At 68.1% G+C, this 25,962-nt stretch carries 27 protein-coding genes; 5 read left to right on the top strand and 22 right to left on the bottom strand.

What is annotated here, in order from left to right; genetic code table 11:
• From F3087_RS07010 to ftsH, 19 genes are all read right to left on the bottom strand, one after another.
• Nucleotides 1-210, bottom strand: a 210-nt coding sequence (locus F3087_RS07010; protein WP_150401026.1) for a Clp protease N-terminal domain-containing protein, incomplete at its 3' end; no start/stop codon positions are given.
• A gap of 277 nt (nucleotides 211-487) precedes the next feature.
• Nucleotides 488-1,429, bottom strand: coding sequence for an esterase/lipase family protein (locus F3087_RS07005; protein WP_150401025.1), 942 nt, complete (start codon nucleotides 1,427-1,429; stop codon nucleotides 488-490).
• Between the two features lie 94 nt (nucleotides 1,430-1,523).
• Nucleotides 1,524-2,108, bottom strand: coding sequence for an anthrone oxygenase family protein (locus tag F3087_RS07000; RefSeq protein WP_150401024.1), 585 nt, complete (start codon nucleotides 2,106-2,108; stop codon nucleotides 1,524-1,526).
• A 129-nt stretch (nucleotides 2,109-2,237) separates the two neighbouring features.
• The gene (locus F3087_RS06995; RefSeq protein ID WP_223884889.1) at nucleotides 2,238-2,801 is read right to left on the bottom strand and encodes an FHA domain-containing protein; all 564 of its coding nucleotides are present in this window, start codon (nucleotides 2,799-2,801) and stop codon (nucleotides 2,238-2,240) included.
• 281 nt (nucleotides 2,802-3,082) lie between these two features.
• Complete coding sequence (locus F3087_RS06990; protein ID WP_029900677.1) at nucleotides 3,083-3,442, bottom strand: histone-like nucleoid-structuring protein Lsr2; 360 nt, start codon at nucleotides 3,440-3,442, stop codon at nucleotides 3,083-3,085.
• Nucleotides 3,443-3,557: 115 nt separating this feature from the next.
• Entirely contained in the window at nucleotides 3,558-5,057 is a 1,500-nt protein-coding gene (lysS, locus tag F3087_RS06985; protein WP_150401037.1) for a lysine--tRNA ligase, read from the bottom strand.
• A 262-nt stretch (nucleotides 5,058-5,319) separates the two neighbouring features.
• Nucleotides 5,320-5,742, bottom strand: a complete 423-nt coding sequence (locus F3087_RS06980; RefSeq protein WP_150401036.1) for a rhodanese-like domain-containing protein — start codon at nucleotides 5,740-5,742, stop codon at nucleotides 5,320-5,322.
• Between the two features lie 8 nt (nucleotides 5,743-5,750).
• Nucleotides 5,751-6,371, bottom strand: a complete 621-nt coding sequence (locus tag F3087_RS06975) for a cysteine dioxygenase (protein WP_150401022.1) — start codon at nucleotides 6,369-6,371, stop codon at nucleotides 5,751-5,753.
• Nucleotides 6,372-6,553: 182 nt separating this feature from the next.
• Nucleotides 6,554-7,351, bottom strand: a complete 798-nt coding sequence (locus F3087_RS06970) for a type III pantothenate kinase (protein WP_150401021.1) — start codon at nucleotides 7,349-7,351, stop codon at nucleotides 6,554-6,556.
• A gap of 1 nt (nucleotide 7,352) precedes the next feature.
• Nucleotides 7,353-7,772: an aspartate 1-decarboxylase gene (gene panD, locus F3087_RS06965; RefSeq protein ID WP_150401020.1), complete on the bottom strand. Its 420-nt coding sequence runs from the start codon at nucleotides 7,770-7,772 to the stop codon at nucleotides 7,353-7,355.
• Between the two features lie 27 nt (nucleotides 7,773-7,799).
• Nucleotides 7,800-8,729, bottom strand: coding sequence for a pantoate--beta-alanine ligase (gene panC, locus F3087_RS06960; protein ID WP_150401019.1), 930 nt, complete (start codon nucleotides 8,727-8,729; stop codon nucleotides 7,800-7,802).
• Nucleotides 8,729-9,640, bottom strand: coding sequence for a Rossmann-like and DUF2520 domain-containing protein (locus F3087_RS06955; protein WP_150401035.1), 912 nt, complete (start codon nucleotides 9,638-9,640; stop codon nucleotides 8,729-8,731). Before F3087_RS06955 ends, panC begins: the two co-directional genes overlap by 1 nt.
• Nucleotides 9,641-9,886: 246 nt before the next feature.
• Nucleotides 9,887-10,879: a DUF6779 domain-containing protein gene (locus F3087_RS06950; protein WP_150401018.1), complete on the bottom strand. Its 993-nt coding sequence runs from the start codon at nucleotides 10,877-10,879 to the stop codon at nucleotides 9,887-9,889.
• Between the two features lie 70 nt (nucleotides 10,880-10,949).
• The gene (locus F3087_RS06945) at nucleotides 10,950-11,420 is read right to left on the bottom strand and encodes a DUF3180 domain-containing protein (protein WP_150401034.1); all 471 of its coding nucleotides are present in this window, start codon (nucleotides 11,418-11,420) and stop codon (nucleotides 10,950-10,952) included.
• Nucleotides 11,417-11,971 (bottom strand): 2-amino-4-hydroxy-6-hydroxymethyldihydropteridine diphosphokinase, encoded by a 555-nt coding sequence (gene folK, locus F3087_RS06940; protein WP_150401017.1) that lies wholly within the window; start codon nucleotides 11,969-11,971, stop codon nucleotides 11,417-11,419. Before folK ends, F3087_RS06945 begins: the two co-directional genes overlap by 4 nt.
• Nucleotides 11,968-12,402: a dihydroneopterin aldolase gene (gene folB, locus F3087_RS06935; RefSeq protein ID WP_150401016.1), complete on the bottom strand. Its 435-nt coding sequence runs from the start codon at nucleotides 12,400-12,402 to the stop codon at nucleotides 11,968-11,970. Before folB ends, folK begins: the two co-directional genes overlap by 4 nt.
• Nucleotides 12,399-13,295: a dihydropteroate synthase gene (gene folP, locus F3087_RS06930; RefSeq protein ID WP_223884888.1), complete on the bottom strand. Its 897-nt coding sequence runs from the start codon at nucleotides 13,293-13,295 to the stop codon at nucleotides 12,399-12,401. Before folP ends, folB begins: the two co-directional genes overlap by 4 nt.
• A gap of 11 nt (nucleotides 13,296-13,306) precedes the next feature.
• Nucleotides 13,307-13,912 carry a GTP cyclohydrolase I FolE gene (folE, locus tag F3087_RS06925; protein ID WP_191093823.1) on the bottom strand — a complete coding sequence of 202 codons (606 nt, stop codon included), beginning with the start codon at nucleotides 13,910-13,912 and terminating at the stop codon, nucleotides 13,307-13,309.
• Between the two features lie 229 nt (nucleotides 13,913-14,141).
• Nucleotides 14,142-16,553, bottom strand: a complete 2,412-nt coding sequence (gene ftsH / locus F3087_RS06920) for an ATP-dependent zinc metalloprotease FtsH (RefSeq protein WP_150401014.1) — start codon at nucleotides 16,551-16,553, stop codon at nucleotides 14,142-14,144.
• Nucleotides 16,554-16,913: 360 nt separating this feature from the next.
• On the opposite strand from ftsH, the gene F3087_RS06915 reads away from it, so the two are divergent.
• Nucleotides 16,914-17,861, top strand: a complete 948-nt coding sequence (locus F3087_RS06915; RefSeq protein ID WP_150401013.1) for a hypothetical protein — start codon at nucleotides 16,914-16,916, stop codon at nucleotides 17,859-17,861.
• 36 nt (nucleotides 17,862-17,897) lie between these two features.
• Here F3087_RS06915 and F3087_RS06910 read toward each other — a convergent pair whose 3' ends face one another.
• On the bottom strand, nucleotides 17,898-18,734 hold the full coding sequence (locus F3087_RS06910) for a DUF1266 domain-containing protein (protein WP_150401012.1): 837 nt from the start codon (nucleotides 18,732-18,734) through the stop codon (nucleotides 17,898-17,900).
• Nucleotides 18,735-18,868: 134 nt separating this feature from the next.
• On the opposite strand from F3087_RS06910, the gene F3087_RS06905 reads away from it, so the two are divergent.
• Nucleotides 18,869-19,090 carry a DUF2277 domain-containing protein gene (locus F3087_RS06905; RefSeq protein ID WP_150401011.1) on the top strand — a complete coding sequence of 74 codons (222 nt, stop codon included), beginning with the start codon at nucleotides 18,869-18,871 and terminating at the stop codon, nucleotides 19,088-19,090.
• Nucleotides 19,091-19,106: 16 nt separating this feature from the next.
• Here the strand turns inward: F3087_RS06905 and F3087_RS06900 are convergent, their stop codons facing one another.
• Nucleotides 19,107-20,411 (bottom strand): PucR family transcriptional regulator, encoded by a 1,305-nt coding sequence (locus F3087_RS06900; RefSeq protein WP_150401010.1) that lies wholly within the window; start codon nucleotides 20,409-20,411, stop codon nucleotides 19,107-19,109.
• Nucleotides 20,412-20,567: 156 nt separating this feature from the next.
• Here F3087_RS06900 and F3087_RS06895 point away from each other — a divergent pair, with 156 nt between their 5' ends.
• The 3 genes from F3087_RS06895 to F3087_RS06885 all read left to right on the top strand — a co-directional run bounded on the left by F3087_RS06895 (nucleotide 20,568) and on the right by F3087_RS06885 (nucleotide 24,370).
• Complete coding sequence (locus tag F3087_RS06895) at nucleotides 20,568-22,208, top strand: aldehyde dehydrogenase family protein (protein WP_150401009.1); 1,641 nt, start codon at nucleotides 20,568-20,570, stop codon at nucleotides 22,206-22,208.
• Nucleotides 22,205-23,038 carry an SDR family oxidoreductase gene (locus F3087_RS06890; RefSeq protein ID WP_150401008.1) on the top strand — a complete coding sequence of 278 codons (834 nt, stop codon included), beginning with the start codon at nucleotides 22,205-22,207 and terminating at the stop codon, nucleotides 23,036-23,038. Before F3087_RS06895 ends, F3087_RS06890 begins: the two co-directional genes overlap by 4 nt.
• Nucleotides 23,039-23,476: 438 nt before the next feature.
• Nucleotides 23,477-24,370 (top strand): LysR substrate-binding domain-containing protein, encoded by an 894-nt coding sequence (locus F3087_RS06885; RefSeq protein ID WP_150401007.1) that lies wholly within the window; start codon nucleotides 23,477-23,479, stop codon nucleotides 24,368-24,370.
• Here the strand turns inward: F3087_RS06885 and F3087_RS06880 are convergent, their stop codons facing one another.
• Nucleotides 24,371-25,852 carry an amidase gene (locus F3087_RS06880; RefSeq protein ID WP_150401006.1) on the bottom strand — a complete coding sequence of 494 codons (1,482 nt, stop codon included), beginning with the start codon at nucleotides 25,850-25,852 and terminating at the stop codon, nucleotides 24,371-24,373.
• Nucleotides 25,853-25,962: the final 110 nt, after the last annotated feature.

Genomic DNA, 25,962 nt, shown 5'->3' with positions numbered 1-25,962 from the left:
ACCCTGCCCGATAATCTCCTCGACCTGGCTGCGCACGCCCTCGAGCGAAATGCCGAGCGACTCCAGCGACTTCGCCGCGACACCCTCACCCTCATGAATCAGCCCCAGCAGGATGTGCTCGGTACCGATGTAGTTGTGGTTGAGCATCCGGGCCTCTTCCTGGGCCAGGACAACGACACGCCTCGCGCGGTCGGTGAACCTCTCGAACATCGCTCCCTCACTCTCCTGCTTCCGACATTCTGGCAACAGACGCCGCAGTGTGCTGTGTAACAACCGTGGGCGTCAGCCTGCCATGAAGCCCGGGGGTCGTGGCCCCCGCCTTCCACTCTAGTTGGCAGGAGATGCTGCCGCCGCCAGTCCACCCTATTGGCGACCAGCGTCAGCACGGTCATTCACTCATAACGTGAGCATTGCATGATTCGTTTCCGAAATGGGTTTTGCCCTCAGCGAACACCGCTGCCGTGCCGGATGACCGTTCGCCCGGGTGCTACCCCGTGAAGGGCGGGATGAAACCGCACGGCACCTCACGGGGGTGTTCGGGATCGAGCGCGTTGAGCACGTAGGCCGCCGCGCGGGGGCTGCCCGCGATGCCCGCGTGTTCGGAAAAGTCCTGGGCACAGCCGTCCTGGACAACGATGTTGGTCACGTCGGGCCCGGGCGGCAGGCCCGCCGTGTAGGGCACCACGAGTTCGTCCAGGCGGGTGGCGATATTGGTGTAGGTGACCGCCGGGTGGTAGACGCCGTCCGCGTTCAGCGCCCGGAGGAAGTCCGAGCCGGCCACGACCTGCCGGCAGGCCTGGCACAGCGAGCCGACCAGCGCGTCGAACGCAGGCCCGGCGCCGAGCCGCTGACTGAACGCCGCGATTTCGCCCGCGCCCGCGACGTCCGAGCCGAGCCAGGGCGGCGCGATGGCGACCAGTTTGTCCACCTTGGCCGCGCCGCCGAGCCGCTTGACGAAGTAATTGCCGATGAAATTGCCCTGCGAGTGACCGACGATGTCGACCCGCGCGGCGCCGGTCGCGGCCAGCACCCGGTCGACGAAGGCGGCGAACTGCGGCGCGCTCTGCTCCATCGGCAGCATGCCGCCGATGGCTGAAATCGGCCAGGGCAGGTCGTAGGCGCCGTAGGTCATCGAGTACACGCAGTAGCCCTGATTGGCCAGCAGCGGGGCGTACACACCCCAATTCGTCTGTGCTCCACCGCCGGTGCCGTGCGCGAGCACCACCGGGCTGGGGTGGGCGGCGCTCGGACGACAGGACCAGTCGTTGGCGCCGGGCAGCGAACCGCCCGGATTCGCCAGTTCGTTCGGGATACCGGCGAAGAAGTTGTAGTCCACCGGATATTGCTCGGCCTGGGCCGGCGCCGAGGCGAGGGCGCACAGCGCGGCGAACAGGACGACGAGAAGCGAAAAGCCTGGAACACGCTGCACAGTAGCCTCCAAATCTGGAACGTGTTCCAGAAAGCTACCGTGCGGCGTGTCCCAGGCGCGGTCGAGTCGCGAAACTGGTTGCGGCCGTTGCGGTCTAGCCCTGCCGGTAGGCGGGGGCGCCCGGCTGGCCGGGGAACTGCCCCTGCGCCACCTGCGGCCCGGGGGCCGCGGCGCTCGCCTTGCCCTGCTGGATGCCGGAGACGAACAGCGCGCCGCAGAGCACCAGGAAGGCCAGCGTGTGCAGCACCGCGCGGACGATGTTCCAGCGCACCCAGGTGGCCTCGAAGTCGGCCCGGACCTTGGCCAGGTCGGCGATCTGCGCCGGATCGCCCGCGGCGGCCAGCTGATCGTTCAACGGCACGTTCAGACCGGAGGTGACGGCGAACGCGATGATGTTGATGACCAGGCCGACGCCGATCCAGATCAGCGTGGTGCGCTGGTCCTTACCCAGATGCAGCGCCGCGGCCAGAATCGAGAACCCGACGGTGCCCATGAACCCGATCATGAACACCGGGTTGATGATGACCACGTTGATCTTCTGCATCACGTCGATCATGGTGCGATCGTCGGTCTGATTCAGCGCGGGCATCACCGAGTTCGCGTAGCCGTAGAACAGGCCCGCGATCAGTCCGGTGGCCAGTGTGGCCGCGACCAGGGCGGCCAGGCGTGCGGCGGTCATAATTCCTCCTGAATGAAACCCGACCGGAGCCCTCATCGCTCCGGTTCGACGTGTCTAAGTCAAGCCGGTTTCGACACGGCTCTCCATGGCCGAGACACTCGGCCGACTAAGCGATCGTCTACGCGCGGGTCACAGATCCCGGTCGGAGATGAGCCCGCTCTGAATCGCCAGGAAGGCCAGGCGGACTCGTTTCGCGTTCTGCGGCAGGTCTTCGACGCCGAACTTGGCGAACAGCGCGCGCAGATGCGTCTTGATCGCGTCGACGCTGAGGAACAATTCCTCGGCGATCTGCTGATTGGAGGCGGGCGTCGCGAAGGCCGCGCCGTTCTTGTACGGGCGGCACAGCGCGATCAGCACCGAACGCTGAGTTTCGGTGAGCGAGCGGAAACTCGGCGGCACCGTTCCGCTGGACACCCGGGTGATGTCGTCGGCGACGCCGCCGAAATCGTGGAAGGACACCCGCGAGGTGCCGACCCGGATGACGTCGCCGGCCATCAGCCTGCGCCGGCCGACCAGCCGGTCGCCGTTGACGAAAGTGCCGTTGCGCGAAAGGCCGTCGTCCACGATGGTCCACTGCGCGCCGAGATATTCGATCGCGGCGTGCAGCCTCGACACCTCGGCGTCCCAGGGCAGCGCGAGATCGGCCTGCGGCGAGCGCCCGATGGTCACGCGCTCGCGATCGGCGCTGAGCATGAGTTCCTGCTGACGACCCGTGTCATCTTGGAATCGCAAAAATGATCCGACGAATCCAGTCACTGCGCTGATACCCCGTCTCTCCATACCGCCAGTGACCGTCGCACGTTTCCATGGTGCCGCGTCCTGGAACCACGAGCAAGATCGATCCGCGCGCCACTTCGAGCAGCGTGTCATCCCGCCGCGCGGTTATATCAGCAGCCTATGAGCCGCCGGACAAAGAGAAAACCGCCGCCCCGGCGTCGCACGATTCGCTGGGACGGCGGCTGAAAAATATGAAACTAACCCTTCGCGGCCTTGTTGTACGCGTCGGTGATGTCGGCGGAGATACGTCCCCGCGCGGACACCTTGTGTCCATTACGACGAGCCCACTCGCGAATTGCTGCACTTTGTTCGCGGTCGATGGAGACCCGGCTCTTCGGGGCGCCCGTCGCGGTCGCGGCGGCCTTGACCCGGCGACGGCCACTGACCCGACGCGCGCTCGAAACCCACTCCTCCAGCCCGTCACGCAGCTTCGCGGCATTCGCCGACGACAGGTCGATCTCGTATGAAACACCGTCGATCGCAAACTCGATGGTCTCGTCCGCGATGGACTCCCCATCGACATCGTCGATCAGGCTAACGGTGACCTTCTTTGCCATGAGATGAACGTCCTCTCGAAATCGTGCGACCCGCATACTAGGCCGATTACCCGAGGCAAGAATACCTCGAATTCCAAATTTTCCAAGACGAGGCCGAGATTTTGCAATCAGCTGGTCAGCGAGTGACCGGTCGCACAATTGGGAACAGTATTGTTTCCCGGATTCCGAGACCCGTCAACGCCATCAACAGACGATCGATTCCCATACCTGTACCGGTGGTCGGCGGCATGCCGTGCTCCATCGCGGCAAGGAAGTCCTCGTCCAGCGCCATCGCTTCGTCGTCGCCTTGCGCGGCCAGTCGAGCCTGATCCACGAAGCGCTCACGCTGGATCACCGGATCCACCAACTCCGAATAGCCAGTAGCCAACTCGAAGCCACGGACATAGAGATCCCACTTCTCGGTGACCCCGGCCTTGGTCCGATGCTGCCGGGTGAGCGGTGAGGTCTCCACCGGGAAGTCACGCACGAAAGTCGGTGCGTACAGCTTGTCGCCGTACTGGTGTTCCCACAGTTCCTCGACGAGTTTGCCGTGGCCATAGCCCTTGCCGTCGGGAATTTCCAGACCGACCCGATCGGCGAGCGCACGCAATTCCTCGACGGAAGTTTCCGGTGTCACGGAGACGCCGAGGGCGTCGGAGAGCGACGGGTACATCTCGACCGTCGACCACTCCCCGCGCAGGTCGTATTCCGTGCCGTCGGCCAGGGTGACCACCTGGGTGCCGAACACCTCCTGGGCGACTTCCTGGACCAATTCCCGGGTCATCCGGGCGGAGTCGTCGTAGGTGCCGTACGCCTCGTACGTTTCCAGCATCGCGAACTCGGGAGAATGCGTGGAGTCCGAGCCTTCGTTGCGGAAGTTCCGGTTGATCTCGAAGACCTGCTCCAGCCCGCCGACCACGCAGCGCTTCAGGAACAGCTCCGGCGCGATTCGCAGGTAGAGATCGATATCCAGGGCATTGGAATGGGTGACGAACGGCCGGGCCGCGGCGCCGCCGTGCAGCGTCTGCAGCATCGGCGTCTCCACCTCGAGGAAGCCGCGCCGTTCCAGCGCATTGCGCATGGCACGCACCACCGCGATGCGCGTCCTGGCCATTTCCCTGGCCTCCGGGCGCACGATCAGATCGACATAGCGCTGCCGGACCCGGGACTCCTCGTTCATCTCCTTGTGCGCCACCGGCAGCGGCCGCAGCGACTTGGCCGCCATGAACCAGGAATCGGCCATGACGCTCAATTCACCGGTGCGCGAGGAGATCACCTCGCCGTGCACGAAAACGAAGTCGCCGAGGTCGACATCGGACTTCCAGGCCGCGAGCGCGTCGGCGCCGACACCGTTCAGGCTGATCATCGCCTGCAGCTTGGTGCCGTCACCCTCCTGCAGCGTCGCGAAACACAACTTGCCGGTATTACGCATGAATATGACGCGACCAGCGACACCCGCCTGCAACCCGGTCTGGGTGTCGGCGGCCAGATCCGGATATGCGGCGCGAATTTCGGCGAGGGTATGCGTGCGCGGCACGACGACGGGATAGGCGTCACCGCCGTCGGCCAGCAACCGCTCCCGCTTCTCCTTGCGAATCCGTATCTGCTCCGGGGCATCGTCGGCGTCGGGCGCCACGGCAGGCCGCGAATCGGATGCGGGATCGCTGGACGAGGAAGTGTCGCTGGTGCTCACATCCAACAACCCTAGCGTGCACCGGAAATCGTTTTGCGGCCCGCCCGGCCTACTTCCCGGAGTAACGAATCGGTCTCGGCCCGGCCCGGTGTTGTTCGCCGGATTTGCGCGGTCCACTATCCGCGGAAATAGCGGGCATGCATCGATCCGGACGCGAAACCGCTTGTGCGCCCGGATCTTTCGAGATGGAAGTGATGTAGGGTAATTACAGCGAGGCGAGCGAGTCGACCTCGCGGGCGAAGTGCGGCGCCCGGATTCCGATGTGCAGCAGACCGGCCGCCTTCAACGCGTGGAAGCCGCCGATCAGATCGGTCGCCCGGTGCAGCCCGAGTTGCTGCAGCGCCGCCGCGGCGAGGCTGGAGGTATAGCCCTCGGAGCAGGCGACGATCCATTCCACATCGTGATCGGTGGCCAGGGCCAAGCGCGCCGAACTGGTCGGATCGAGCCGCCATTCCAGCACATTCCGCTCGATCACCAGGGCGCCGGGCAACGCGCCCTCACGCACCCGCTGCGCCTGCGGGCGGATGTCCACCAGAATCGCGCCTCGGGCGAGCGCCTGCGGCAATTCGAAGGCATAGATGCGGTTCAGCTGGGCCCGCGCGTTGTCGAGCATCTGATCGATGGTCAAACGGGTCATTACATATCACCTTCGGGCTGGTCGGTGAGAACGGTTCGGGTGCGCCGCAGGGTTCCGTGGCCGGTGACCTCGTAATAGGACATGGCGGTGAGCGGCGGTGAATAGGCGTGCACGCTGAGCGTCGGTTCGAGCAGTGCGGGGTCGATCGACTCGGTGGCGCTGTCGGCCACGGACTGCGCCGGGGCCCGCATTACATCGTGCACCCAGCCGATCGGAAAGGACGCTTGATCGCCCGCGTCGAGGACGCGGCGGCGTAGTTCGGTGCCGTTCCAGCGGAATTCCGAAAGGGCCCCGCTGAGCACGGTCAACGCGCCGAGCGAGCCGGCGTGGTCGTGCAGTTCGGTGGATTTTCCCGGCGTCCAGCTGATCAGCCAGACATCTACTTCGTCGTCGGTGAGCAGCCGGGCCGCCCACCGTTCATCGGCGGGCCACATTCCATTGGCGGGCAGCAGATGGTCATACCGCCCGGCCAGTACGTCCTCGGCGCCTTCGTCGGTCAGCCGCAATAAATCGGCAGGACGCAGGCGAGTCGGCAATGCGGAGGCCACGGCGCGTTCGAGCGGCGGGATAGCTGAATAAGCGTCCCGGGCTGCGGAAAGGGAAAGAACGGAAGAACGCATGAGCGAATCTCCAGGAGGTCGCGAACGGTCGAGGGCGGTAGTCAGCCTCGATCGGTCGAGGCTTGGTCAGCCTCGACAACACTCCTGGGTGCGCACGCGGAAATACACAGCGGTGAGTGTATCAGCATCCGGCACTGGGGAGGCAAGCGCCGATGGGTGCGACAAATCCGACATGGCGAGAATCAGACAGTGCCCTTGCGACGCTGGTTTCGCTCGTATACGAGACGCAAACCGGTCAGCGTGAGGTACGGGTCGTGATCGTCGATGGTCTCCGATTCCGGCACGATCAGCGCCGCGGTCGGGCCGGTCGCAACCACCGCGACATCATTGCCGGAAAATGCCTCGAACTCGTCGCGAATCCGATCGATCAGCCCGTCCACCATCCCGGCGAAACCGAAAACCGCGCCGGACTGCATGGCTTCCATACTGTTCTTCCCCAGTACCGAACGCGGCCGCGCCAGCTCGACCCGGCGCAGCGCACTGCGCTCCACCAGGGCTTCGGTGGCGATCTCCACGCCGGGCGCGATGATTCCGCCGAGGAACTCACCCTTGGCCGAGACCAGGTCGACACAGACCGCGGTGCCGAAATCGATCACGATGGCCGGCGAATTGTAGTGCTGATAGGCGGCCAGGCAGTTCACGATCCGGTCCGCGCCGACCTCTTTCGGGTTATCCACCAGCAGCGGAATTCCGGTGCGCACGCCGGGTTCCACCAGCACGTGCGGCACGTGGCCCCAATATTGGCTCAGCATCGTGCGCAGTTCACGCAGCACCGGCGGCACCGTGGCCAGCCCGGAAACTCCGACCACCTGGTCGAGTTGCGGGCCGACCAGGCCGCGCACCTGCATCGCGAATTCGTCCGCGGTCAGCAGCGGATTGGTGTGAATTCGCCAGTGCCGCACCAGTTTCGAATGCGCGCCGGTACCCGAGGAAAGGCCGAGCACGATATTCGTATTGCGGACATCGATGGTCAGCAGCATGTCAGGCGAGCGAGAGTGAGCGCGGCGAGGTGAGCCCGGAGCCTTCCGGCGCGTGCGCCGGATCGGAGCCGAGTTCGACCGGACGATTGCGCTCGTCGACGAAAACGACCTTCGGATCGTATTCCGCGATTTCCTGCTCGTTCAGCTGGCCGTAGGCGATCAGAATGACCAGATCGCCGGGGTGGACCAGATGCGCGGCGGCGCCGTTGATGCCGATCACGCCGGAGCCGCGGGCGCCCGCGATGACATAGGTCTCCAGGCGCGCGCCGTTGTCGATGTCGACGATGCAGACCTGCTCGCCCTCCAGCAGATCGGCGGCGTCCAGGAGATCCTGGTCCACCGTCACCGAGCCGACGTAGTGCAGGTCGGCGTGGGTCACGGTGGCGCGGTGGATCTTCGACTTCATCATGGTGCGCAGCATTGCGTCGCCCTTTCGTTGGTTCGTCGCCTATACGGGCTGGGAGGTCCGCTGGACGGAGGCGTTGGGGTGGCCGTCGATCGGCGCGCCGAGGGTGACGGCGACATTGTCGATCAGCCGGGTGGGGCCGACCCTGGCGGCGACCAGCAGCCGGGCGTTGCCGGTCTCCGGCGCGGGACCGAGGTTGGTGGAACGCAATTCGAGGTAGTCGACATCGACGCCGGGCACGGCGGCCAGCACCTGGCGGGCCGCCTCGACCACCGCCTCTGGTCCGAGGCCACCCGCGTGCTTGCCCGCGGCCAGCGCCGCGGACAGGCCGAGCGCCGATTCCCGCTGTGCCGCATCGAGAAACCGGTTCCGCGAGGACATGGCCAGGCCGTCGTGCTCGCGCACGGTGGCCACCGGCTTGATCTTCACGTCGAAGTTCAGGTCCCGGACCAGCTGCCGGATCAGCGTGAGCTGCTGGTAATCCTTCTCGCCGAAGTACACCTCGGTCGGGCGGGCGATCTGCAGCAGTTTGGCGACCACGGTCAGCATGCCGGCGAAATGCGTTGGCCGGCTTGCCCCTTCGAGCTCGGCGCCGATCGGGCCCGGCTGCACGGTGGTGCGCGGGCCGTCCGGGTACATATCGGCGACGCTCGGCGCGAACACCAGCCCGACGCCCTCCGCGCGCAGCAGCTCCACGTCGGAGTCCAGGGTGCGCGGGTATTTGTCCAGGTCTTCGTTCGCGGCGAACTGCAACGGATTCACGAAGATCGAGACGATCACGACCTGGTTGTTGCGCTTGGCCAGCCGGACGATCTCCAGGTGACCCTCGTGCAGCGCACCCATGGTCGGTACCAGCGCGACGGTGCGGCCGACGCTGCGCAAGGCATTCGACACCTGGGTGATCACGGCGGGATCGTGGTGCACGGTCAGCTCACCGGGCTGGTAGGCGGCACGTAATTTCGGATCGAACATCAGCGCCCTTTCAGCAGCTCGATGACGGCGGGATTGGTGCCTGCGCGTTCGGCGGTGCGCAGCGACAGCGCGCGATAGCCCTCGGCCAGGCGGGGATCGACGGATTCCAGTGCGGTCAGGTGCGCGGCGACGGCGTTCGCGTCGCCGCGGGCGACCGGACCGGTCAGCGCGGATTGCCCGCGGCGCAGGGCGTTGTCCAGCGCCGCGGAGGCGAGCGGGGCGAGCAGTCGCTCGGCCAGTCCGTTCGGCTGGTCGTCGACGATCTGCTGCCCGAGCAGGCCGGGCCCCTCCAGCGCGACCCGAAGTGCGGCAACAGCATCCACGATCAGTGTGACCAGATGATTGCTGCCGTGCGCGAGCGCCGCGTGATAGAGCGCGCGGTTCTGCTCGAGCACCCGGACCGGCTCGCCGCCCATCTCGATCACCAGCGCCTGCGCGATGGCGTAACCGATCTCGTCGGCGGCGGTGATGCCGAAGCACGCGTTGCCCAGCCGGGTGAGGTCTTCGTCGTGGCCGGTGAAGGTCATCGCCGGATGAATGGCCAGCGGCATGGCGCCGATCTCGGCCAGCGGGGCGAGCACGCCGACCCCGTTGGCGCCGGAGGTGTGCGCGACGATCGTGCCCGGCCGGACCACCTTCGCGCCGGCCAGGCCGCGGGCCAGACCGGCCAGCTCGGTGTCGGGCACGGCGAGTAGCAGCAGCTCACTGCGGGCGGCCACGTCCTCGACCGGCAGGATCTCGGAGTCGGGCAGCCGGGTCTGCGCGCGCCGGACCGAGGCGTCGGAGATCGCGGAGACGCCGAACACCACGTGGCCGACGCGTTCGAGCGCCGCGCCCAGGGCGGAGCCGACGCGGCCCGCCGAGACGATGCCGACGGTCAACCGGGCGGGCGCCAGATCGCCGCCCACCACCGATTGGGGGTCGTTCGAAACGGGGTAGCCGGAAGCCGCGTCGTCGTCAGAATTCACGCTGCTCGAGGTCAACGGTGTCCTCTCGATTTCGTTCCAGTCCCGCCGTGCGGGTACCGGACGTACGGCATCGAGAATATCGGCCCGATGTTTGCCAGTGCCACGGCCCTGGGCAGTGATTTACGACGCAGTGTCTCATTCACCCGCTCCTGCGCCGTCTCATTCACCCGCTCCTGCGCCGGACCACAGTCAGCGTCGGTCGCGACTCTTCTCCTCCGATTGCAGGTTGGCCATGATCTCGGCGACCGAGAGCCGGCGTTCGGGCGTATCCGAATCCGCGTCGGCCTCGGCCCGGCGGCGCCGGCGCGAGCTGGCCGTGCCGACCGTGGGGCCCTCCGTCGTCGGCCAGGCCGAGGGGCGGGTCGACTGGTAGGTCGGCTTGGGGGCCGGCCGGGGCGCGGGGGGCGTCGGCTGGATGACCGGGCCCTCGGTGAAGGCGTCGGCCCAGCCGGAACCGGACCGCTCCGGATCGCCGTCGCGCACGTCGGTCAGGTCGATGTCGGTGACCTCGGCGTCGGTCTCGTCGTCGTCCAGCGAGACCGCGGAGGTCTCGGCGGTGACCGGGTCGTCGAAGGGGCTGGCGAAGAGCGGCGGCTCCGGATGGTCGGGCACGAACACCGGGGTCACACTGCTGCGCGGTTGCTGGTTCGACGGCACGGACCACGGTCCGGCATTCGCGGAGCTATTGTTCGCCGGATCGCCGACCGCGCTGGTCAGCTCTTGAATCCGGGTCGCGTCGGCGCGCAGGGCGGGCCGATCCATCGGCAGGTCGCCGTCGAACAGGCGCTGCAGGCTCGTCCGGAGCACGGTCAGTTCGGCGCGCAACGCGGCCAGTTCGGTGGCGTCGGCGCCGACTTCCTCACGCACCCGCGCCTCGATGCCGAGCTCGAATTCGCGCCGGGCGGTGACCTCCCGCTCGAGCTGCAACTCGTACACGGTCTGCAGATCGCGAACCTTGGCCTTGTCGATCGTCGCTTCCTTGCGATACCTAGTCGCAGCTAATGCGCCGATGACCGCCGCCCACAGGGCCGCTACCAAACCGATCCGGACGAACTGCAAGCTGTTGCTGAAGACCAGGAAAACGCTGGCAACCAGTCCGAGCAGAATCAATACGCCGATGAACAATTTTCCCGCGTCGTCCCGCCGTCGACGGGAAGTGCTGGTACGGGAGGGTGAAACCATGCAAGCCAGGGTAGCTTGATCGACTCCGTGCGCCCACAACTCGGTGCGGCAATTCCGAAGGCGATATTTGCTATGTGGTTGCCGGATCGTCAGTCGGGTCCTCGGGAGCCCGGCAGCAATACTCGAGCCACAGGGCCGCAGCAACCAAAGCCACCCCAGCCAGCATCCCGACGATCGCGCCCGGACTGTCCGCCGCGGCCGCGCCGAGCGTGCCGCGCTGCGGGAAGACCCAGCAGAGGAAACCGAGCCACACGCCTGCGGCGATCGAACCGACCTGCAGCGACGCCTTCGCCAGCGCGACCGCGCGGGCCGCGGTGATCGGGTGCAGCTGATGCCTGCCGTTGCCCAGCTGGTTGTCGCTAACCCTGGCCCGGATGACGAACCCGAGCACCGCCTCGAGCGCGGCCACCGGATACAGCGACGCCCCCGCGTAGGTGGAGATCGGCGGAAAATTGTTGTACGCCATCCGGGTCGCGACCCACGCGACGATGGCGGCGATCACCACGTTCGCGGCGAGGTCCAGGATGCGCGTGGGTTTCAGCTGCACGACGCCGAACCTTCGGCGGCCGGCGACAGGGTCAGCTCGGTGCGTTGCACGCCGAGGCGTTCGGCGGCGGGCAGTTCGTCGAGCAGGTCGGTGATCGCCTGCGCCCGGCCGTCGAGCTCGAGCACCGCGTCCGGTTCCACGTCCAGCCAGGGAATCAGCACGAACGCGCGCCGATGCGCCTGCGGATGCGGCAACGTCAGTTCCGGGTCGGCGCTGCTGATCGGCACCAGCTCGCCGTGCATCCGCTGCGCACACCAGATCACGTCGACGTCGAGTGTCCGTGCGCCCCAGCGGACTTCGCGGACCCGGTCGGCGGCCTGTTCGAGCCGCTGGCCGCGGCGCAGCCAGTCGGTACAGCCGAGCTCCGGATCATCCACCAGGACAACGGCATTGAGGTAGTCGTCTTGTTCGACACCACCCCACGGCGGGGTCGAGTACACCGGCGACACGGCGACGACCCGGTCGCCGAATCCGTCCACCACGCTGCGCAGATGCGCCAGCCGGTCCCCCAGGTTGGAACCGATCGACAGCACGGCGCGGGTCATAGCGGCTCCCTGCGGTGCCGCGAGGTGACCACCCGGACGTCCGCGAAGGTGTGCGGGATCGGCGCGGACGGCTTGTGCACGACCACCTCGACCGAGGTGATGCGCGGATCGGCCATCACGTCGTCGGCGATCTCCGAGGCCACGGTCTCGATGAGGTTGCGCGGTGGACCCTGGATGATGCGCACGGCGTTCTCGGCGAGTTCGCCGTAATGCGCGGTGGCGAGGATGTCGTCGGCGGCCGCCGCTGCGGAGAAGTCCAGCCACACGGTGAGATCGACGACGAATTCCTGGCCGTCGCGGCGTTCGTGATCGAACACGCCGTGATGGCCGTAGGCACGCAGCCCGCGCAGCTCGATGCGGTCGGCGCCGCGCTGGACCGCCGAATTCGCCTGCGCCGCGGACTGATCGGCGGTGACGGGGGTCGGGTTCATCGGTGCGCTCCTTGCGACGGGATCGGCAGGCCGGCGCGGTGCCGGGCGGCGGCCTGCCAGGCGTCGGTCACGGTGATGGCGTCCAGCGAGGCGCGCACGTCGTGCACCCGCACGCCCCACGCGCCGTGCATGGCGACCAGCGCCGAGACGGTCGCGGTGGCGGTTTCCCGGCCGTCGGGCGGGCGCGGGCCGGAGTCGTCGGCGAGCAACGCGCCGAGGAAGCGTTTGCGGGAGGCGCCGATCAGGATCGGCAGTCCCTGGCCGATCAGCTCGGGCAGCGCGCCGAGCAGATCCCAGTTGTGTTCGGCGTTCTTGGCGAAGCCGAGGCCGGGGTCGAGAATCAGGCGGGACGGGTCGACGCCGGCGGCCACGGCCAGGTCGACCTGGGTGGTCAGCTCGGCGAGCACCTCGGCGACCACGTCGTCGTAGTGGTCGGCCGGGCCGGTGTGCCGGTAGTCGGCGCCCGCGCGCCAGTGCATGAGGATCCACGGGACATCGGCGGCGGCAACGACTTTCACCATGTCCGGGTCGGCGCGGCCGCCGGACACGTCGTTCACCACCGAGACGCCGGCCGCGAGCGCGGCCTCGGCCACGCTCGCCCGCATGGTGTCGACGCTGGTCGGCACGCCCGCCGCGACCAGGCCGCGGATCACCGGAACCACCCGCGCGGCTTCGGTTTCGGGGTCGATGCGCACCGCGCCCGGCCTGGTCGATTCGCCGCCGATGTCGACGATGTCGGCGCCGTCGGCATACAGCTCGATGCCGTGCGCGACGGCGAGTTCGGGGTCGAGGTAGCGACCGCCGTCGGAGAACGAATCACTGGTGACGTTGACGACGCCCATCACCACACAGGAGCGACCGCCACGCGCGAAGCTGCTCCCACCTGCGGTCATGTGATCCTCGTTCACTTCCGAAGAATGAGATCGAGCGCCTCGGAGCGCGACGACGGGCTCGATTGCAACAGGCCGCGCACCGCCGAGGTGGTGGTGCTCGCGCCCGGCTTGCGGATGCCGCGCATGGCCATGCACAGGTGCTCGGCCTCGATCACCACGATGGCGCCGCGCGGGTCCAGCTTGCGCATCACCGCGTCGGCGATCTGACTGGTCAGCCGCTCCTGCACCTGCGGGCGCTTGGCGTAGAGATCGACGACGCGGGCCAGCTTGGACAGCCCGGTGACCCGGCCGTGCTTGCCCGGGATGTAGCCGACGTGCGCGACACCGTGGAACGACACCAGGTGATGTTCACAGGTGGAGTACATCGGGATGTCGCGGACCAGCACCAATTCCTGATGCCCCTCGTCGAACGTGGTGTTCAGCACCGCGTCCGGCTCGACGTAGAGCCCGGCGAACATCTCACGGTAGGCGCGGGCGACGCGGGCGGGCGTGTCGAGCAGCCCGGGGCGGTCCGGATCCTCGCCGACCGCGAGCAGCAATTCGCGCACCGCGGCTTCGGCCCTGGCTTGGTCGAACGGCTGACCGGTCTCCAGCGCGACGAGTTCTTTTTTGCTCACGCCGTTGCCGGAACCGTTCTCGTCAACACCGTCCGAATCGGCGAGCGCGTGGCCGCCGATGTGATTGTTGGCCGACAATCGAGGACACCTCCAAAAATCTCGGGTCCCGGCAATCACTCGGCACCCCGATGGTCGAGCCTAATCGTCACTGCGCACGGTGCGAGCAAGCGGCCCGGAGGCGGAGGCTCGCGTGACCACGCAGGTCACGCGAGCCCCCAGCCCGACTAGCTCAGTGCCGGCCGTTGTTCGGCCGGTCCCACTCGCCGTTGTCGCCCTCACCGTTCGGATTCGGGCGACCCGGCTCTTCGTATCCGGGATGCTCGCCGTAGTTGCCGCGGTCGTAACCACCCTCCGGCTGGGCGCCCTGCGGACCCCAGGCCGGCTGGTAACCCTGGTTCGGCTGCGGCTCAGTCCAGCCACTCGGCTGACCCGGCTGCTGCTGCTCGTCCCGCGGCGGCCAGCCGGGGGCCGACCAGCCGGCCGGAGCGCCGTAGTCCGGCCGCGAGCCGTGCGTGCCGCCGCGCTGCGGGTAACCGCCCTGCGCGGGGCCCTGCGGCGCCGGGTAGCCGGTCGCGGGCTGCGCCGGGTAGCCGTACTGCGGCGGCGCGTCGTAGGCGCCGGTGTCGGGGTAGCCGTTGGCGGGCTGGTTCTCCCGGGCAACGCCGGCGGGCAGCGGCGCCGGGATCTGCTCCGGCGGCGGCCACGGCTCGCCGCGCTCCAGCGCCAGCTCGCCCGGGGTCTTCACCGGCGGCTTGTTCGACGGCACGCGATCACCGAAATCGTTGAACGCGGTGATCCGCGGCCGCTTCTGCACCGACGCGAGCAGGGTCTCGAGCTCCTTGCGGTGCAAGGTCTCCTTCTCCAGCAGCGCCGTCGCCAGCACGTCGAGCACGTCGCGGTACTCGTTGAGGATGGCCCACGCCTCGGTGTGTGCGGCCTCGATCAGGTTGCGCACCTCCTCGTCGATGGCGCCGGCGACCTCGTGCGAGTAATCCGAGGCCTGTCCCATCGAGCGGCCGAGGAACGGATCCCCGGCCTCCTGGCCGTAGCGCACCGCGCCGAGGCGCGAGCTCATGCCGTACTCGGTCACCATCGCGCGAGCGATCTTGGTGGCCTGGTCGATATCGGAGGACGCGCCGGTGGTCGGCTCGTGGAACACCAGTTCCTCGGCCGCGCGGCCGCCCATCGCCATCACCAGGCGGGCGATCATCTCCGAGCGGGTCATCAGGCCCTTGTCGTCCTCGGGCACCGTCATGGCGTGGCCGCCGGTGCGGCCGCGGGCCAGGATGGTGACCTTGTAGACGGGCTCGATGTCCGGCATCGCCCAGGCGGCCAGGGTGTGGCCGCCCTCGTGGTAGGCGGTGATCTTCTTCTCGTGCTCGCTGATGATCCGGCTCTTGCGGCGCGGGCCGCCGACCACGCGGTCCACCGACTCCTCGAGCGAGTCGCCGGTGATGACGGCGCCGTTCTCCCTGGCGGTGAGCAGCGCGGCCTCGTTGATCACGTTGGCCAGGTCGGCGCCGGACATGCCGACGGTCCGCTTGGCCAGGCCGTCGAGGTCGGCGTCGGGCGAGATCGGCTTGCCCTGCGAGTGCACCCGCAGGATGGCGCGACGGCCGGCCAGGTCGGGGTTGCCGACCGGGATCTGCCGGTCGAACCGGCCGGGACGCAGCAGCGCGGGGTCGAGGATGTCGGGGCGGTTGGTCGCCGCGATCAGGATGACGCCGGTGCGATCGCCGAAGCCGTCCATCTCGACCAGCAGCTGGTTCAGCGTCTGCTCACGTTCGTCGTGGCCACCGCCGAGGCCGGCGCCGCGCTGGCGGCCGACCGCGTCGATCTCGTCGACGAAGATGATGCAGGGGCTGTTCTGCTTGGCCTGTTCGAACAGGTCGCGGACGCGCGACGCGCCGACACCGACGAACATCTCGACGAAGTCCGAGCCGGAGATGGTGAAGAACGGCACACCCGCCTCGCCGGCCACGGCGCGCGCGAGCAGCGTCTTACCGGTTCCGGGCGGGCCATAGAGCAGCACGCCCTTCGGGATCTTGGCGCCGAGGGCCTGGTAGCGCACCGGGTTCTGGAGGAAGTCCTTGATCTCGTAGAGCTCTTCGACCGCCTCGTCGGCGCCGGCCACATCGCTGAACGTGGTCTTCGGCATGTCCTTGGACAGCTGTTTGGCCTTCGACTTGCCGAAGCCCATCATGCCGCCGCGACCACCGCCCTGCATGCGGGCCATGACGAAGACGAACAGGCCGAGCAGGATGATCATCGGCAGCACGAACAGCAGGATCTGGGTGAGCCAGCTGTCCTGCTTGACCACGGTGTTATAGGTCGCGCCGGAATTCTTCACAGCGTCGAAGACCTGTCCGGAACTCGCGCTGCCGCCGGGGTATTTGGCGATGATCTTGCTCTGGCCACCGGTCGCATCGTTGCCGTTTTTCAGCTCGATGCGCAGTTGCTGTTCACGATCATCGATCTGAACATTCTTGACGTTGCTCTTGTCGTTCAGCTGGCTCAATGCGACGGACGTATCGACGCTCTTCCAGCCGCGCGTGTCGTTGCCGAAATAGCTGAACGCATAGATCACGAGCAAGATGCCCGAGACTATGGCCAGGGTGCGAAACACAGTCTTGCGGTTCATAGAGCGTCGGCCGGTCCGGCCAGTCCTTTCCGGTGTCTCCGGTTCGTGCTAGCGATGCGTCGGGCGCGTCCGGCTCCGGGAGGGTTCGGATGCGGACATGCCACGTTACCGCGTACGGTCTAGTCGATACATCGCGCAGTTCGGCTGCAGGTGCAGTTAAAGGGGTAAACGGCCAAGGGACCTCGGTGGTTCCCGAAGACCCCGGTCCGGGTTACTCCAAGTGGTCACAATCATGGCATGTTCGGCCTATCGTGAGCGACGACACAACACCGCAGTGCGAGCGACGGGCACGGAGACGGTAGCTTGCGTAAACAGATAAAGGCCCCGCGAGCACCGTAAACCCAACAGAGCGCAGGGGGTATGGACATAGTTGAGCTACGGACACCCACAGCGATAGTGCGTCACGGCCGCGGGCGGTTGATCGTCTTGCGTCCTGGCTCCGATGGCGAGCGGGTGCTCGACGTCCCGATCTCGGATCTGTTGAAGGTCCGGTTGAATCGACGCGCCGACGACGCGGTTGTCATCGAGATATATCTGAGATACCCCACTCCCGTGCTGACCGGCGTGCCCGCCGACCGCACCCCGCTGCCCGTGCTGATCGCCGAGCACGACGTGCCGGCCGCGACCGAGATCGTCGACCGGATCAACGGCCAGATCCTGGCCACCCAGCGCATCGACGTGGCCGCCCCCGACCTGAACCCGCCCGCCCCGACCTGGGGCAAGTCCGGCCCGACCCGGGCCGACGTGGACCGCGCCGTGCGCCGGATGGCGCCGCACCGCGAGGCGAAGCCGGCCATCGCCGCGCTGCACAGATACGTCACGCCCGACGAATACGTGCTGGAAACCGCGATCGCCGTCGCGCGTCCGCCCGCGGGCACCGGTCCCGGCCTGCTCGCCGCGACCACCGGGCGGCTGCTGTTCATCTCGATCGGCACCGGCGCCCGCTACGCGCACGAACTGCCCATCCCGGCCGTGCTGTGGGCCCGCAACACCGACGGCACGCCGACGATGGCGGGCGAGATCGGCGCGCCCCGCAGCGAGACCGGCATGGACGTGCACGACGGCAACATCACCCTGCACTTCACCGGCAACGATCGCGCCGACACCGAACGGGTCACCCTGGCGGTGAACTTCGCGGTGCGCCGCGATTCCGCCGACGGCGGCGCGGGCCCGGCTGATCCCGGTGTGGCCCAGCTGTATTCGGAATGGGAACTGCTGGTCGAGCGGCACTCGCTCGGCATGGTCGACGACGCGCAGTTCCAGCGCTACGGCCGCGGCATCCTGCGTTCCCTGCCGGACGGCGGCTAGCTCAGCAGACAGCTAGCCGCCGTCCAGCAGGGAGCTTCAGGCCTGCACCACCGGCGGCACCGTCAGGCTGATCCGCCGCCACGGGCTGGTCGGCCGCATCCACAGCCGCAGCAGTTCCATCCGGCGGTCGACGCCGCCGTTCTTCAGTTCGGCCAGGTCCTCGCATGCCTGCCAGTAGGTCCAGCCGGTCAGGTAGGCGTCGCCGAACTGGCGCCAGTTGCGGTACTTGGCCTGCGCGATGGGCAGCGCGCGGGCCAGATAGTCCCAGGCCAGGTCGGCGTCGAGATATCCGGCGGTGAAGGCCATCCGCGCGACCGCGACCACCCGGGCCAGATCCCACGCGTGGATATCGCTGGGCAACGGCCGGGCCAGATGATCGGTGAAGCCGATCTTGATCGCCTGCGACCAGATGTCGTAGTCGCGGACCAGCGCCTCCGGGTTGTCCATGCCGCGGAACGATCCGACCTGCCGCAGGAACGCGCGGTGCCGGTCGGCGCGCTCGCCGAAGCGGTCCCGCTCGCTGGCGTTGATCGAGGCCATCACCAGCGGATGGACCAGCGCGTACAACGGCGCGTGCATGCCGTCGAGCAGCTGTTCCATCGAGGCCTGCGCCTCGGTCGCGTCGGTGATGCCCCAGGCGCCGGTGAGCGTGTCGATGGCGAGCTCGCGGCGGTCGCCGAGCGGATGCTCGCGCTCCGGGCCGAGCAGCAGCGCGTCGTGGAAGGCGTCCCAGCGGGCGGAGTAGAAGGCGCCGAGCGCGAGGGCGCGCAGTTCGTCGTCGGCGACCGCCGCGCCGGACCAGTGGTCCTCTTCGCGCTGATCCAGTTCCTCGTACGGGAAGGTTGTCAACGTGGGTACACCGCGGGCAGGCATGACCCCGATTGTTCACCATGGATCTTGGAAGAGCCTGTGTAATGCGACGAATTCTGCGTGTCCCCGCAAGCGCGGCGGAGTTCGGAGATTTTCTTGCCCTGCCGCATACCGTGCTGGAGAGCTACTGTGCTCGCATGAGTAGTAACATCACCCTCCTTCGCGGCCTGGAGCCTGCCCCGACCGAGCAGGAAATCTATGCTGCCGCACTGCAGTACGTGCGCACGGTCGGTGGTGTGTCCGGCCTGAGCTCCACGACCAAGGTCGCCGTCGACAAGGCCGTCGCGGCCATCGCCGCGGCCACCACCCAGCTACTCGCGGATCTACCCGATCGCCCGGTCACCGCGGCGTCCGACTGATCGCTCGCGCGCCGGTTCAGGGCAGCGCGTCCACCCCGTAGGCGGCGACGCAGGCCAGCGCGACCTCCAGCGGCAAGCTGCGCTGCTCGATCGGATGACCGAGCAGTTCCTCGATTCGCTGGATCCGGTATCGCACCGTGTTCTTGTGCACCCCAAGCAGTTTGGCCGTGGCCTCCGGGCTGCGATGGCTTTTCAGATAGGCGTGCAATGTCGCGCGCAAGCGCGCCGCGTTCGGGTCCGAGCCGGACAGCGTGCGCAATTCCCGGCCGATCAGGCCGCGCATGGCCGCGTCGTCCGCGCCGGCCAGGTAGGCGATCTCCACCTCGCGATAACCGATGACCCGCGCCGTCGTGGCCGGGCCACGCTCGGCCACCTGCCGGGCGGCGACCGCCTCGCGATGACTCTGCCGGAATCCGGCGACCTGCCCGGCGGGTACGCCGAAGGCGATGCGGACCGGTGATTCGACCAGCCCGGCGGCGACCCGCTCCAGCGCGCCGGGCTCCTGCTCGATCCGGGCCGCGTCGGCGCTCGGCAGGTCGTCCAGTCCGGCCCAGGCCCACATGCCGCTCGAACCGGACGCGACGGTGAGCACCCTGGCGGTGCCGAGTTCGGCCGCCACCCTGGTCGCGACGCGCTCCAGCAGGCCGGCGATTTCGTCGTCCCCGCTGCCGGATTCGCGCTCGTCGGTCCACAGCACGAAGGCGATGTGCCGCTGCCCGAGCCGGTAACCGAGCCGCGCCGAGGCCTGGTCCAGGTCGAGCTCGTCCCCGGCCAGCAGCGCGCGAACGGTCTCGGTGCGCCGGTTCAACGCGGCCCGCAGGACCCGCTCGCGCTCTTCCATATAGGTGTCGGTGAGCAATTCGACCGACAGGCTGACCCACTTGGTCGCCCGCTCGAACAGCCGCAGCATCACCGCCCGCTCGATCTCCTGCGGCGCGGGGCGCTGATCGATGGTGTCGGTCATGTAGTCGAGCACGGCTTCCATGCCGACGTGATAGGTCCGCAGCAGCATGCGCAGTTCGAAGCCGCGCCGGGCGATGGTTCGTGCGAAGGTGTGCGCCTCTTCGGGTAGCGCGTATTCGAAAGTGTCGCTGGTGATTCCGCTCAGCATCACCCTGGCGTGCGCGCGGGTGCTGGCGGCCAGGTCGCGGCGCATGTCCCGGTCGGCGAGCTCCGGGACGCGGGCGATGATCGCGCTGTCGAGCCGGTCCACGATCTGCTCGAGCTGCTCGGTGCGCATCGTCTCGTAGACGTACTCCGCCAGCCAGTCGCGGACCACTTCACTGTTGGGCCCGATGCGTTCCGGTGATGCGGCGGTCACGACTCCTCCGAATTGTTCTCCGAGCACAAATATGAGCGTATCCATTGACAAATAGAGCCAAGAAACTCACCAACCATTGTGTCACGATCATAGTTCAGTGGTCTGTTTCACAATCAGCCATTGCGGTTCACAGCACAACGTCAGTGGGAGAACAGCGTGACCAATACCGACCCAGCGCCCGCGGCGGCGAAGAAGGCACCGGCCCGGAAGACGGCCGCGAAGAAGGCACCGGCGCAGCAGGCCGCGCAGCCGGTGGCCGACGCCCCCGCCACCCTCGAGGTGCGCAATCCCGGCACCGGCGCGCTGGTCGGGACGGTGCCCGTCACCAGCGCGGACGAGGTCGCCGCCAAGGTCCGCGAGCTGCGGCTGTTCCAGCCGGAGTGGGAGGCCATCGGCCCGGACGGCCGCAAGGAATGGCTGCTGAAGTTCCAGGACTGGCTGATCGACAACACCGACACCCTGGCCGACGTGGTGCAGTCCGAGACCGGCAAGCCGCGCGTCGACTCGCTGATCGATCCGGCCTTCGCGACCGACCTGGTCGGCTACTACGCCCGCCGCGCCGCGAAGTTCCTCGCCGACGACCACCCGTCCCCGCACAGCCCGCTGGCCCGGGTGAAGAAGCTGACCACGGTGTACAAGCCGTACCCGGTCGTCGGCGTGATCACCCCGTGGAACTTCCCGCTGGCCATGCCCGCACTGGACGTGATCCCCGCGCTGGCCGCGGGCGCCGCGGTGCTGCTGAAGCCGTCCGAGGTGACCCCGCTGTCCGCGCTCGAAATGGCCAGGGGCTGGGCCGAGATCGGCGCCCCGCCGGTCTTCGCCGTGGTCACCGGCGCGGGCGCGACCGGCGGTGCGGTGGTCGAGCACACCGACTACATCCAGTTCACCGGCTCGACCGCGACCGGCCGCAAGATCGCCGTGGCCTGCGCCGAGCGGATGGTCCCGTACAGCCTGGAACTCGGCGGCAAGGATCCGGCCATCGTGCTGGCCGACGCCGACCTGGACCGGGCCGCGCACGGCATCGCGTTCGGCGGCATGTTCAACTCCGGCCAGGTGTGTATCTCGGTGGAGCGGGTCTACGTCGAGGCGCCGGTCTACGACGAGTTCGTGGCCAAGCTGACCGCGAACGTCAAGGCGTTGCGTCAGGGCATCGACGGCCGCGAGTCCAAGCACGATGTCGGCGCGCTGGCCAACGAGAACCAGACGAACATCGTGCAGCGCCACGTCGACGAGGCCGTCGCGGCTGGCGCGAAGGTGCTCACCGGCGGCAAGCGGGCCGGGTTCGGCACCGCGTTCGAGCCGACCGTGCTGGTCGACGTCGATCACACCATGTCCTGCATCACCGAGGAGACCTTCGGGCCGACGCTGCCGGTGCTGAAGGTGGCCGACGAGGCGGAAGCCGTTCGGCTGGCCAATGATTCGATCTACGGCCTGTCCGCGTCGGTGTGGACCGGCGACAAGGACCGCGGCGAGCGGATCGCCCGGCAGCTGAACGCGGGCGCGGTGAACATCAACGACGTCTTCAGCAACCTGTTCAACTTCGCGCTGCCGATGGGCGGCTGGGGCCAGTCCGGCGTCGGCGCGCGCTGGGGCGGCGCGAACGGCGTCCGCAAGTACTGCCGCCAGCAGGCGATCACCGCGCCGATGCTGCCGACCCAGGACAAGGAGCTGTTCTGGTACCCGTACTCGATGCCGAAGCTGCTCTTCGCCCTCGGCGCTATGCGTGCCGCCGGCGCCCGCGGCCTGCGCCGCATCGACCTGCCCGCCGTGCTGAAACTCAAGGGAGACAACAAGTGACGGACACTTCGAAGATTCGCGGCAAGGTCGTCGTCATCACCGGCGGCGCCCGCGGCATCGGCCTGGCTACCGCCACCGCCTTGCAGGCGCTGGGCGCCAAGATCGCCATCGGCGACATCGACGAAGCCACCGTCAAGGAGTCCGGTACCGCCCGCGGCTTCGAGCTCTACGGCAAGCTCGACGTCACCGATCCGGCCTCGTTCGAGAGCTTCCTCGACGAGGTCGAGCGCTCGGTCGGCCCGATCGACGTGCTGGTCAACAACGCGGGCATCATGCCGACCGGCAAGCTGGTCGACGAGCCGGACCAGATCACCCGGCGCATCCTCGACATCAATGTCTACGGTGTAATTCTCGGCTCCAAACTGGGTTTGGCCCGGATGCTGCCGCGCAAGCGCGGGCACGTCATCAACATCGCCTCGCTGGCCGGCGAGACGCACATCCCCGGCCTGGCTACCTACAACGCGAGCAAGCACGCGGTGCTCGGCTTCACCGACACGCTGCGCGAGGAGTACCGCGATTCCGGCGTGCGGTTCTCCTCGGTGCTGCCCACGCTGACCAACACCGAGCTCGGCGCCGGCGTCACCGCGCCGAAGCTGCTGCGCCCGGCCGAGCCGGAGGAGATCGCGGACGCGATCGTCGGGTTGATCGTCGCGCCGAAGTCGAAGGTCCGGGTGACCGCGGTCGCGGGGATCATCTCGCAGGTGGTCGGGCTGCTGCCGGACGTGGTCGGGGACGGCATCGCCCGGGCGCTCGGCGCGGGCCACGCGTTCCTCGACGACGTCGATGTGGCCAAGCGCAAGGCGTATGAGGATCGGGCGCGCAGCGTCTAGATCGGTATCGCGCGGCGGGCGCTGCGGTCGGGGATTCATCCCGGCCGCAGCGCCTTTTTGCGTGTCCGGCGAGTGTCCGGGAAGCGATTTGACCGGCAATACAAACCCAATTGTGACGAAAATCACTATAGAGGGGGCAAATGACCGCCCGTCGGCCATAAGGGGGTGTCCAGCGGCCGCTCGGCAATCGCGGAGACGGCCGATTCCAGCTCAGCTAACAGCTCGCCGGCGAACATCGTTGCTGGTCACGCGCCCAACTACATTCGACCAGCCCGATCGGCGGTCGCATGCCAAAGATTCGCGGAGTCGATGGTGCGTCCTACCATCACAAGCAATATGCTGTCCCTAACAAACCTGTAGAACGTTTTGGTACCCGTATCCGAACTTTCTGGCCTGATAAGGCTGGAAATTCAGGACTGATTCTGATAGCAAGGGGCTATGGACCCGCATTTGCGCGACCTGCGGTATTTCGTCGCCGTCGCTGAGGAACTGCACTTCACCAACGCCGCTCAGCGGCTGCACATCGCTCAACCCACCCTGTCTCGTCAGATCCGTCAGCTGGAACGCCAGCTCGACGTGGTCCTGTTCGACCGCAACCAGCGCAGCGTGGCCTTGACCGTGGCGGGCAAGGAACTGCTCGAGGGCGCACGCAAGATCCTGGAGCTCTGGGAGGTCACCAACGTCTCCCTGCAGGAGGCGGGCGAGGTGCTGCGCGTCGGCATCCAATCCGCGCTCGGCCGTGGGTTGTTGAACGACCTGGAAAGCGCGAGCGGTCATCGGCTCGCGCTGCACGCGGCCTCGTGGACCGATCCGTCCAGCGGCCTGTCCGGACGGCAGGCGGATCTGTCGCTGGTGTGGCTGCCGCTGCCCGACCCGAACCGTTACCGCTGGCAGGTGCTGCGCACCGAGCCGCGCTGGGTGCTGCTGCCGGAGAACCATCCGCTGGCCGATCGGGAGATCATCGAGTTCGCCGATCTGCTCGACGAGCCGTTCATCGCGCTGCCCACCGAAGCCGGTGCGGTGCGCGACTTCTGGCTCGGCAACGACGCGCGCAACGGACGGCAGCCGAAGATCGGCGCCGAGGCGGCGACCCCCGAGGACAAGCTGGAGGCGGTCAGCCTCGGCCTGGGTGTCTGCCTGCTCGCCGAGAACAACGTGCCGATGTACCGCTGGCCCGGTCTCACCGCGCGACCGGTGGCCGGCCTCGCGCCGTGCGAACTGGCCGTCGCGTGGCGGGCCGACGACCAGCGCCCGACCATCCTCGAATTCGCCGGCCGCGCGGTCGACGGCGGGTTCTCGGTCCAGCAGCCGCAACCCGCCGTCAGCGCCTGATCAGTTGATCGTGCGCCGCCACGGGTGCAGCGACTCCAGTTGCGCGGACAACCGCAGCAGGCTGGATTCGCTGCCCGGCGGACCGGCGAGCTGCGCCGCGACCGGCGTCCCGACATCGGGATGCATGCCCATCGGGATGGACGCGGCGGGCCAGCCGACCAGGTTCCACAGCGGGGTGAACGGGGAAAACCGGGCGGTGGCAAGCACATTCGCCAACCAGCCACGGTGATGCCAGGCCCGCGCCTTGGGCGGCGGGCAGGCGAGCGTGGGGGTGATCACCACGTCGTAGCGTTCGAAGTATTCGAGCAGGCGCGCCTCGACCCGGTCGATCTGGGCCGGTCGCACCAGGCGTAGTCGCTGCACCAGGCGGCCGAGCGCGAGGTGGCGGCGGGTGCGCGGTTGCAGGCGGTCGGGGTGCGGTAGCGCGGCGGCGTCGCGGGCGCCAACGGCCAACCAGCGCAAGCAGATCGACAACATCGCGTCGCCGTAGGGCAAGGTGGTCGGCTCGACCAGATGACCCGCCGCGGCGGCGACCGAGGCCGCGGTGCGCGCGGCATTGGTCCAGTGCCGGTCGACCGGGAAGCAGCGGAGCGGCGAAGCCACGGCTAGGCCGATGCGTAGTCGGCCGGGCGGCTCCACCTCGGCTAGGTCCGGCCGGGCGGCCAGCACCGATAGCGCGAGCGCCGCGTCGCCGACTGTCGTTGCGAGCACACCATTTTCGAACATGCCCGACCACGAGTCGACGCCGATCTCCGCGGGCACCGTGTAGCGGCCCGGCTTGATGCCGTACACCCCGCAGCAGGCCGCGGGCACCCGGATCGAACCGAGCCCGTCGTTGCCGTGCGCGATCGGCACCAGCCCGGCGGCGACCGCGGCGGCCGCGCCGCCGGACGAGCCGCCCGCGCTGCGCGCGACATTCCACGGATTGCCGGTGATCCGCTCCGGGGTATCGGTGGTTCCCCACAAACCGAGTTCCGGCACCGTGGTGAGGCCGACGACCACCGCGCCCGCGGCGCGCAGCCTGCGCACCACCGCGTGATCGTCGGCGACCGGACGCGCGTCGGTGGCCGCCGAGCCCGACCGCATGGTCTCGCCCGCCACCGCGATGTTGTGCTTGATCGCGATCGGCACCCCGGCCAGCGGCAGCACGTCGAGATCGGCGCGCTGCTCCAGCGCGGCCGCCTCGGCTCTGGCCTTCTCGGTGCGAATGACGCTGAAGGCATTGGTGTTCCGGTGTTCGGCCACGATCCGGGCCATGGTCGTCTCGACCACCTCCGTCGCGGTCAGCGAACCCTCGCGCACGCCCGCCGCGATGGTCGCGGCCGGCCCGCGCGCGGGCTCCTTGTCGGCCGGGTCGGCGGGGATTTGGTCGTTCGCGCCCAGCGGACTATCTTGAGCGGGCGCACTCGCTTCGGTGTTCGATCGAACAGGTGGCGCGCCGACTATCTCCGCGTCCGCCACCGCTGTGGCTTTGATCTGCATGTGCTGGTCGTCCCCCGTCGCATCGTTGTCGAATTCGGGTGATCGCTCTCAAGCCGCAAGTTATCATTCCGAATACTGCTCGGGGGACGATGGCGTCGGGTGTGGCGGAA

The organism is Nocardia colli, from assembly GCF_008704205.1.
GTDB classification, from domain to species: Bacteria; Actinomycetota; Actinomycetes; order Mycobacteriales; family Mycobacteriaceae; genus Nocardia; species Nocardia colli.
Note: the sequence above shows the minus strand (reverse complement) of the source record. Positions and strands in the feature narration are given on the sequence as shown.

What these genes read in the sequence shown, in the direction of transcription:
- ftsH (WP_150401014.1), bottom strand. Translation starts at nt 16,553, where the DNA reads ATGAACCGCAAGACTGTGTTTCGCACCCTGGCCATAGTCTCGGGCATC.
- F3087_RS06970 (WP_150401021.1), bottom strand. Translation starts at nt 7,351, where the DNA reads ATGCTGCTGACCATCGATGTCCGCAATACGAATATCGTGCTCGGCCTT.
- F3087_RS06990 (WP_029900677.1), bottom strand. Translation starts at nt 3,442, where the DNA reads ATGGCAAAGAAGGTCACCGTTAGCCTGATCGACGATGTCGATGGGGAG.
- panC (WP_150401019.1), bottom strand. Translation starts at nt 8,729, where the DNA reads ATGTTCGATCCGAAATTACGTGCCGCCTACCAGCCCGGTGAGCTGACC.
- folB (WP_150401016.1), bottom strand. Translation starts at nt 12,402, where the DNA reads ATGAACCCGACCCCCGTCACCGCCGATCAGTCCGCGGCGCAGGCGAAT.
- F3087_RS06995 (WP_223884889.1), bottom strand. Translation starts at nt 2,801, where the DNA reads ATGCTCAGCGCCGATCGCGAGCGCGTGACCATCGGGCGCTCGCCGCAG.
- F3087_RS06910 (WP_150401012.1), bottom strand. Translation starts at nt 18,734, where the DNA reads ATGCCTGCCCGCGGTGTACCCACGTTGACAACCTTCCCGTACGAGGAA.
- folK (WP_150401017.1), bottom strand. Translation starts at nt 11,971, where the DNA reads ATGACCCGCGCCGTGCTGTCGATCGGTTCCAACCTGGGGGACCGGCTG.
- F3087_RS06905 (WP_150401011.1), top strand. Translation starts at nt 18,869, where the DNA reads ATGAGTAGTAACATCACCCTCCTTCGCGGCCTGGAGCCTGCCCCGACC.
- F3087_RS06950 (WP_150401018.1), bottom strand. Translation starts at nt 10,879, where the DNA reads ATGGTTTCACCCTCCCGTACCAGCACTTCCCGTCGACGGCGGGACGAC.
- F3087_RS06880 (WP_150401006.1), bottom strand. Translation starts at nt 25,852, where the DNA reads ATGCAGATCAAAGCCACAGCGGTGGCGGACGCGGAGATAGTCGGCGCG.
- panD (WP_150401020.1), bottom strand. Translation starts at nt 7,772, where the DNA reads ATGCTGCGCACCATGATGAAGTCGAAGATCCACCGCGCCACCGTGACC.
- folP (WP_223884888.1), bottom strand. Translation starts at nt 13,295, where the DNA reads ATGACCGCAGGTGGGAGCAGCTTCGCGCGTGGCGGTCGCTCCTGTGTG.
- F3087_RS07000 (WP_150401024.1), bottom strand. Translation starts at nt 2,108, where the DNA reads ATGACCGCCGCACGCCTGGCCGCCCTGGTCGCGGCCACACTGGCCACC.
- F3087_RS06885 (WP_150401007.1), top strand. Translation starts at nt 23,477, where the DNA reads ATGGACCCGCATTTGCGCGACCTGCGGTATTTCGTCGCCGTCGCTGAG.
- F3087_RS06975 (WP_150401022.1), bottom strand. Translation starts at nt 6,371, where the DNA reads ATGCGTTCTTCCGTTCTTTCCCTTTCCGCAGCCCGGGACGCTTATTCA.
- F3087_RS06915 (WP_150401013.1), top strand. Translation starts at nt 16,914, where the DNA reads ATGGACATAGTTGAGCTACGGACACCCACAGCGATAGTGCGTCACGGC.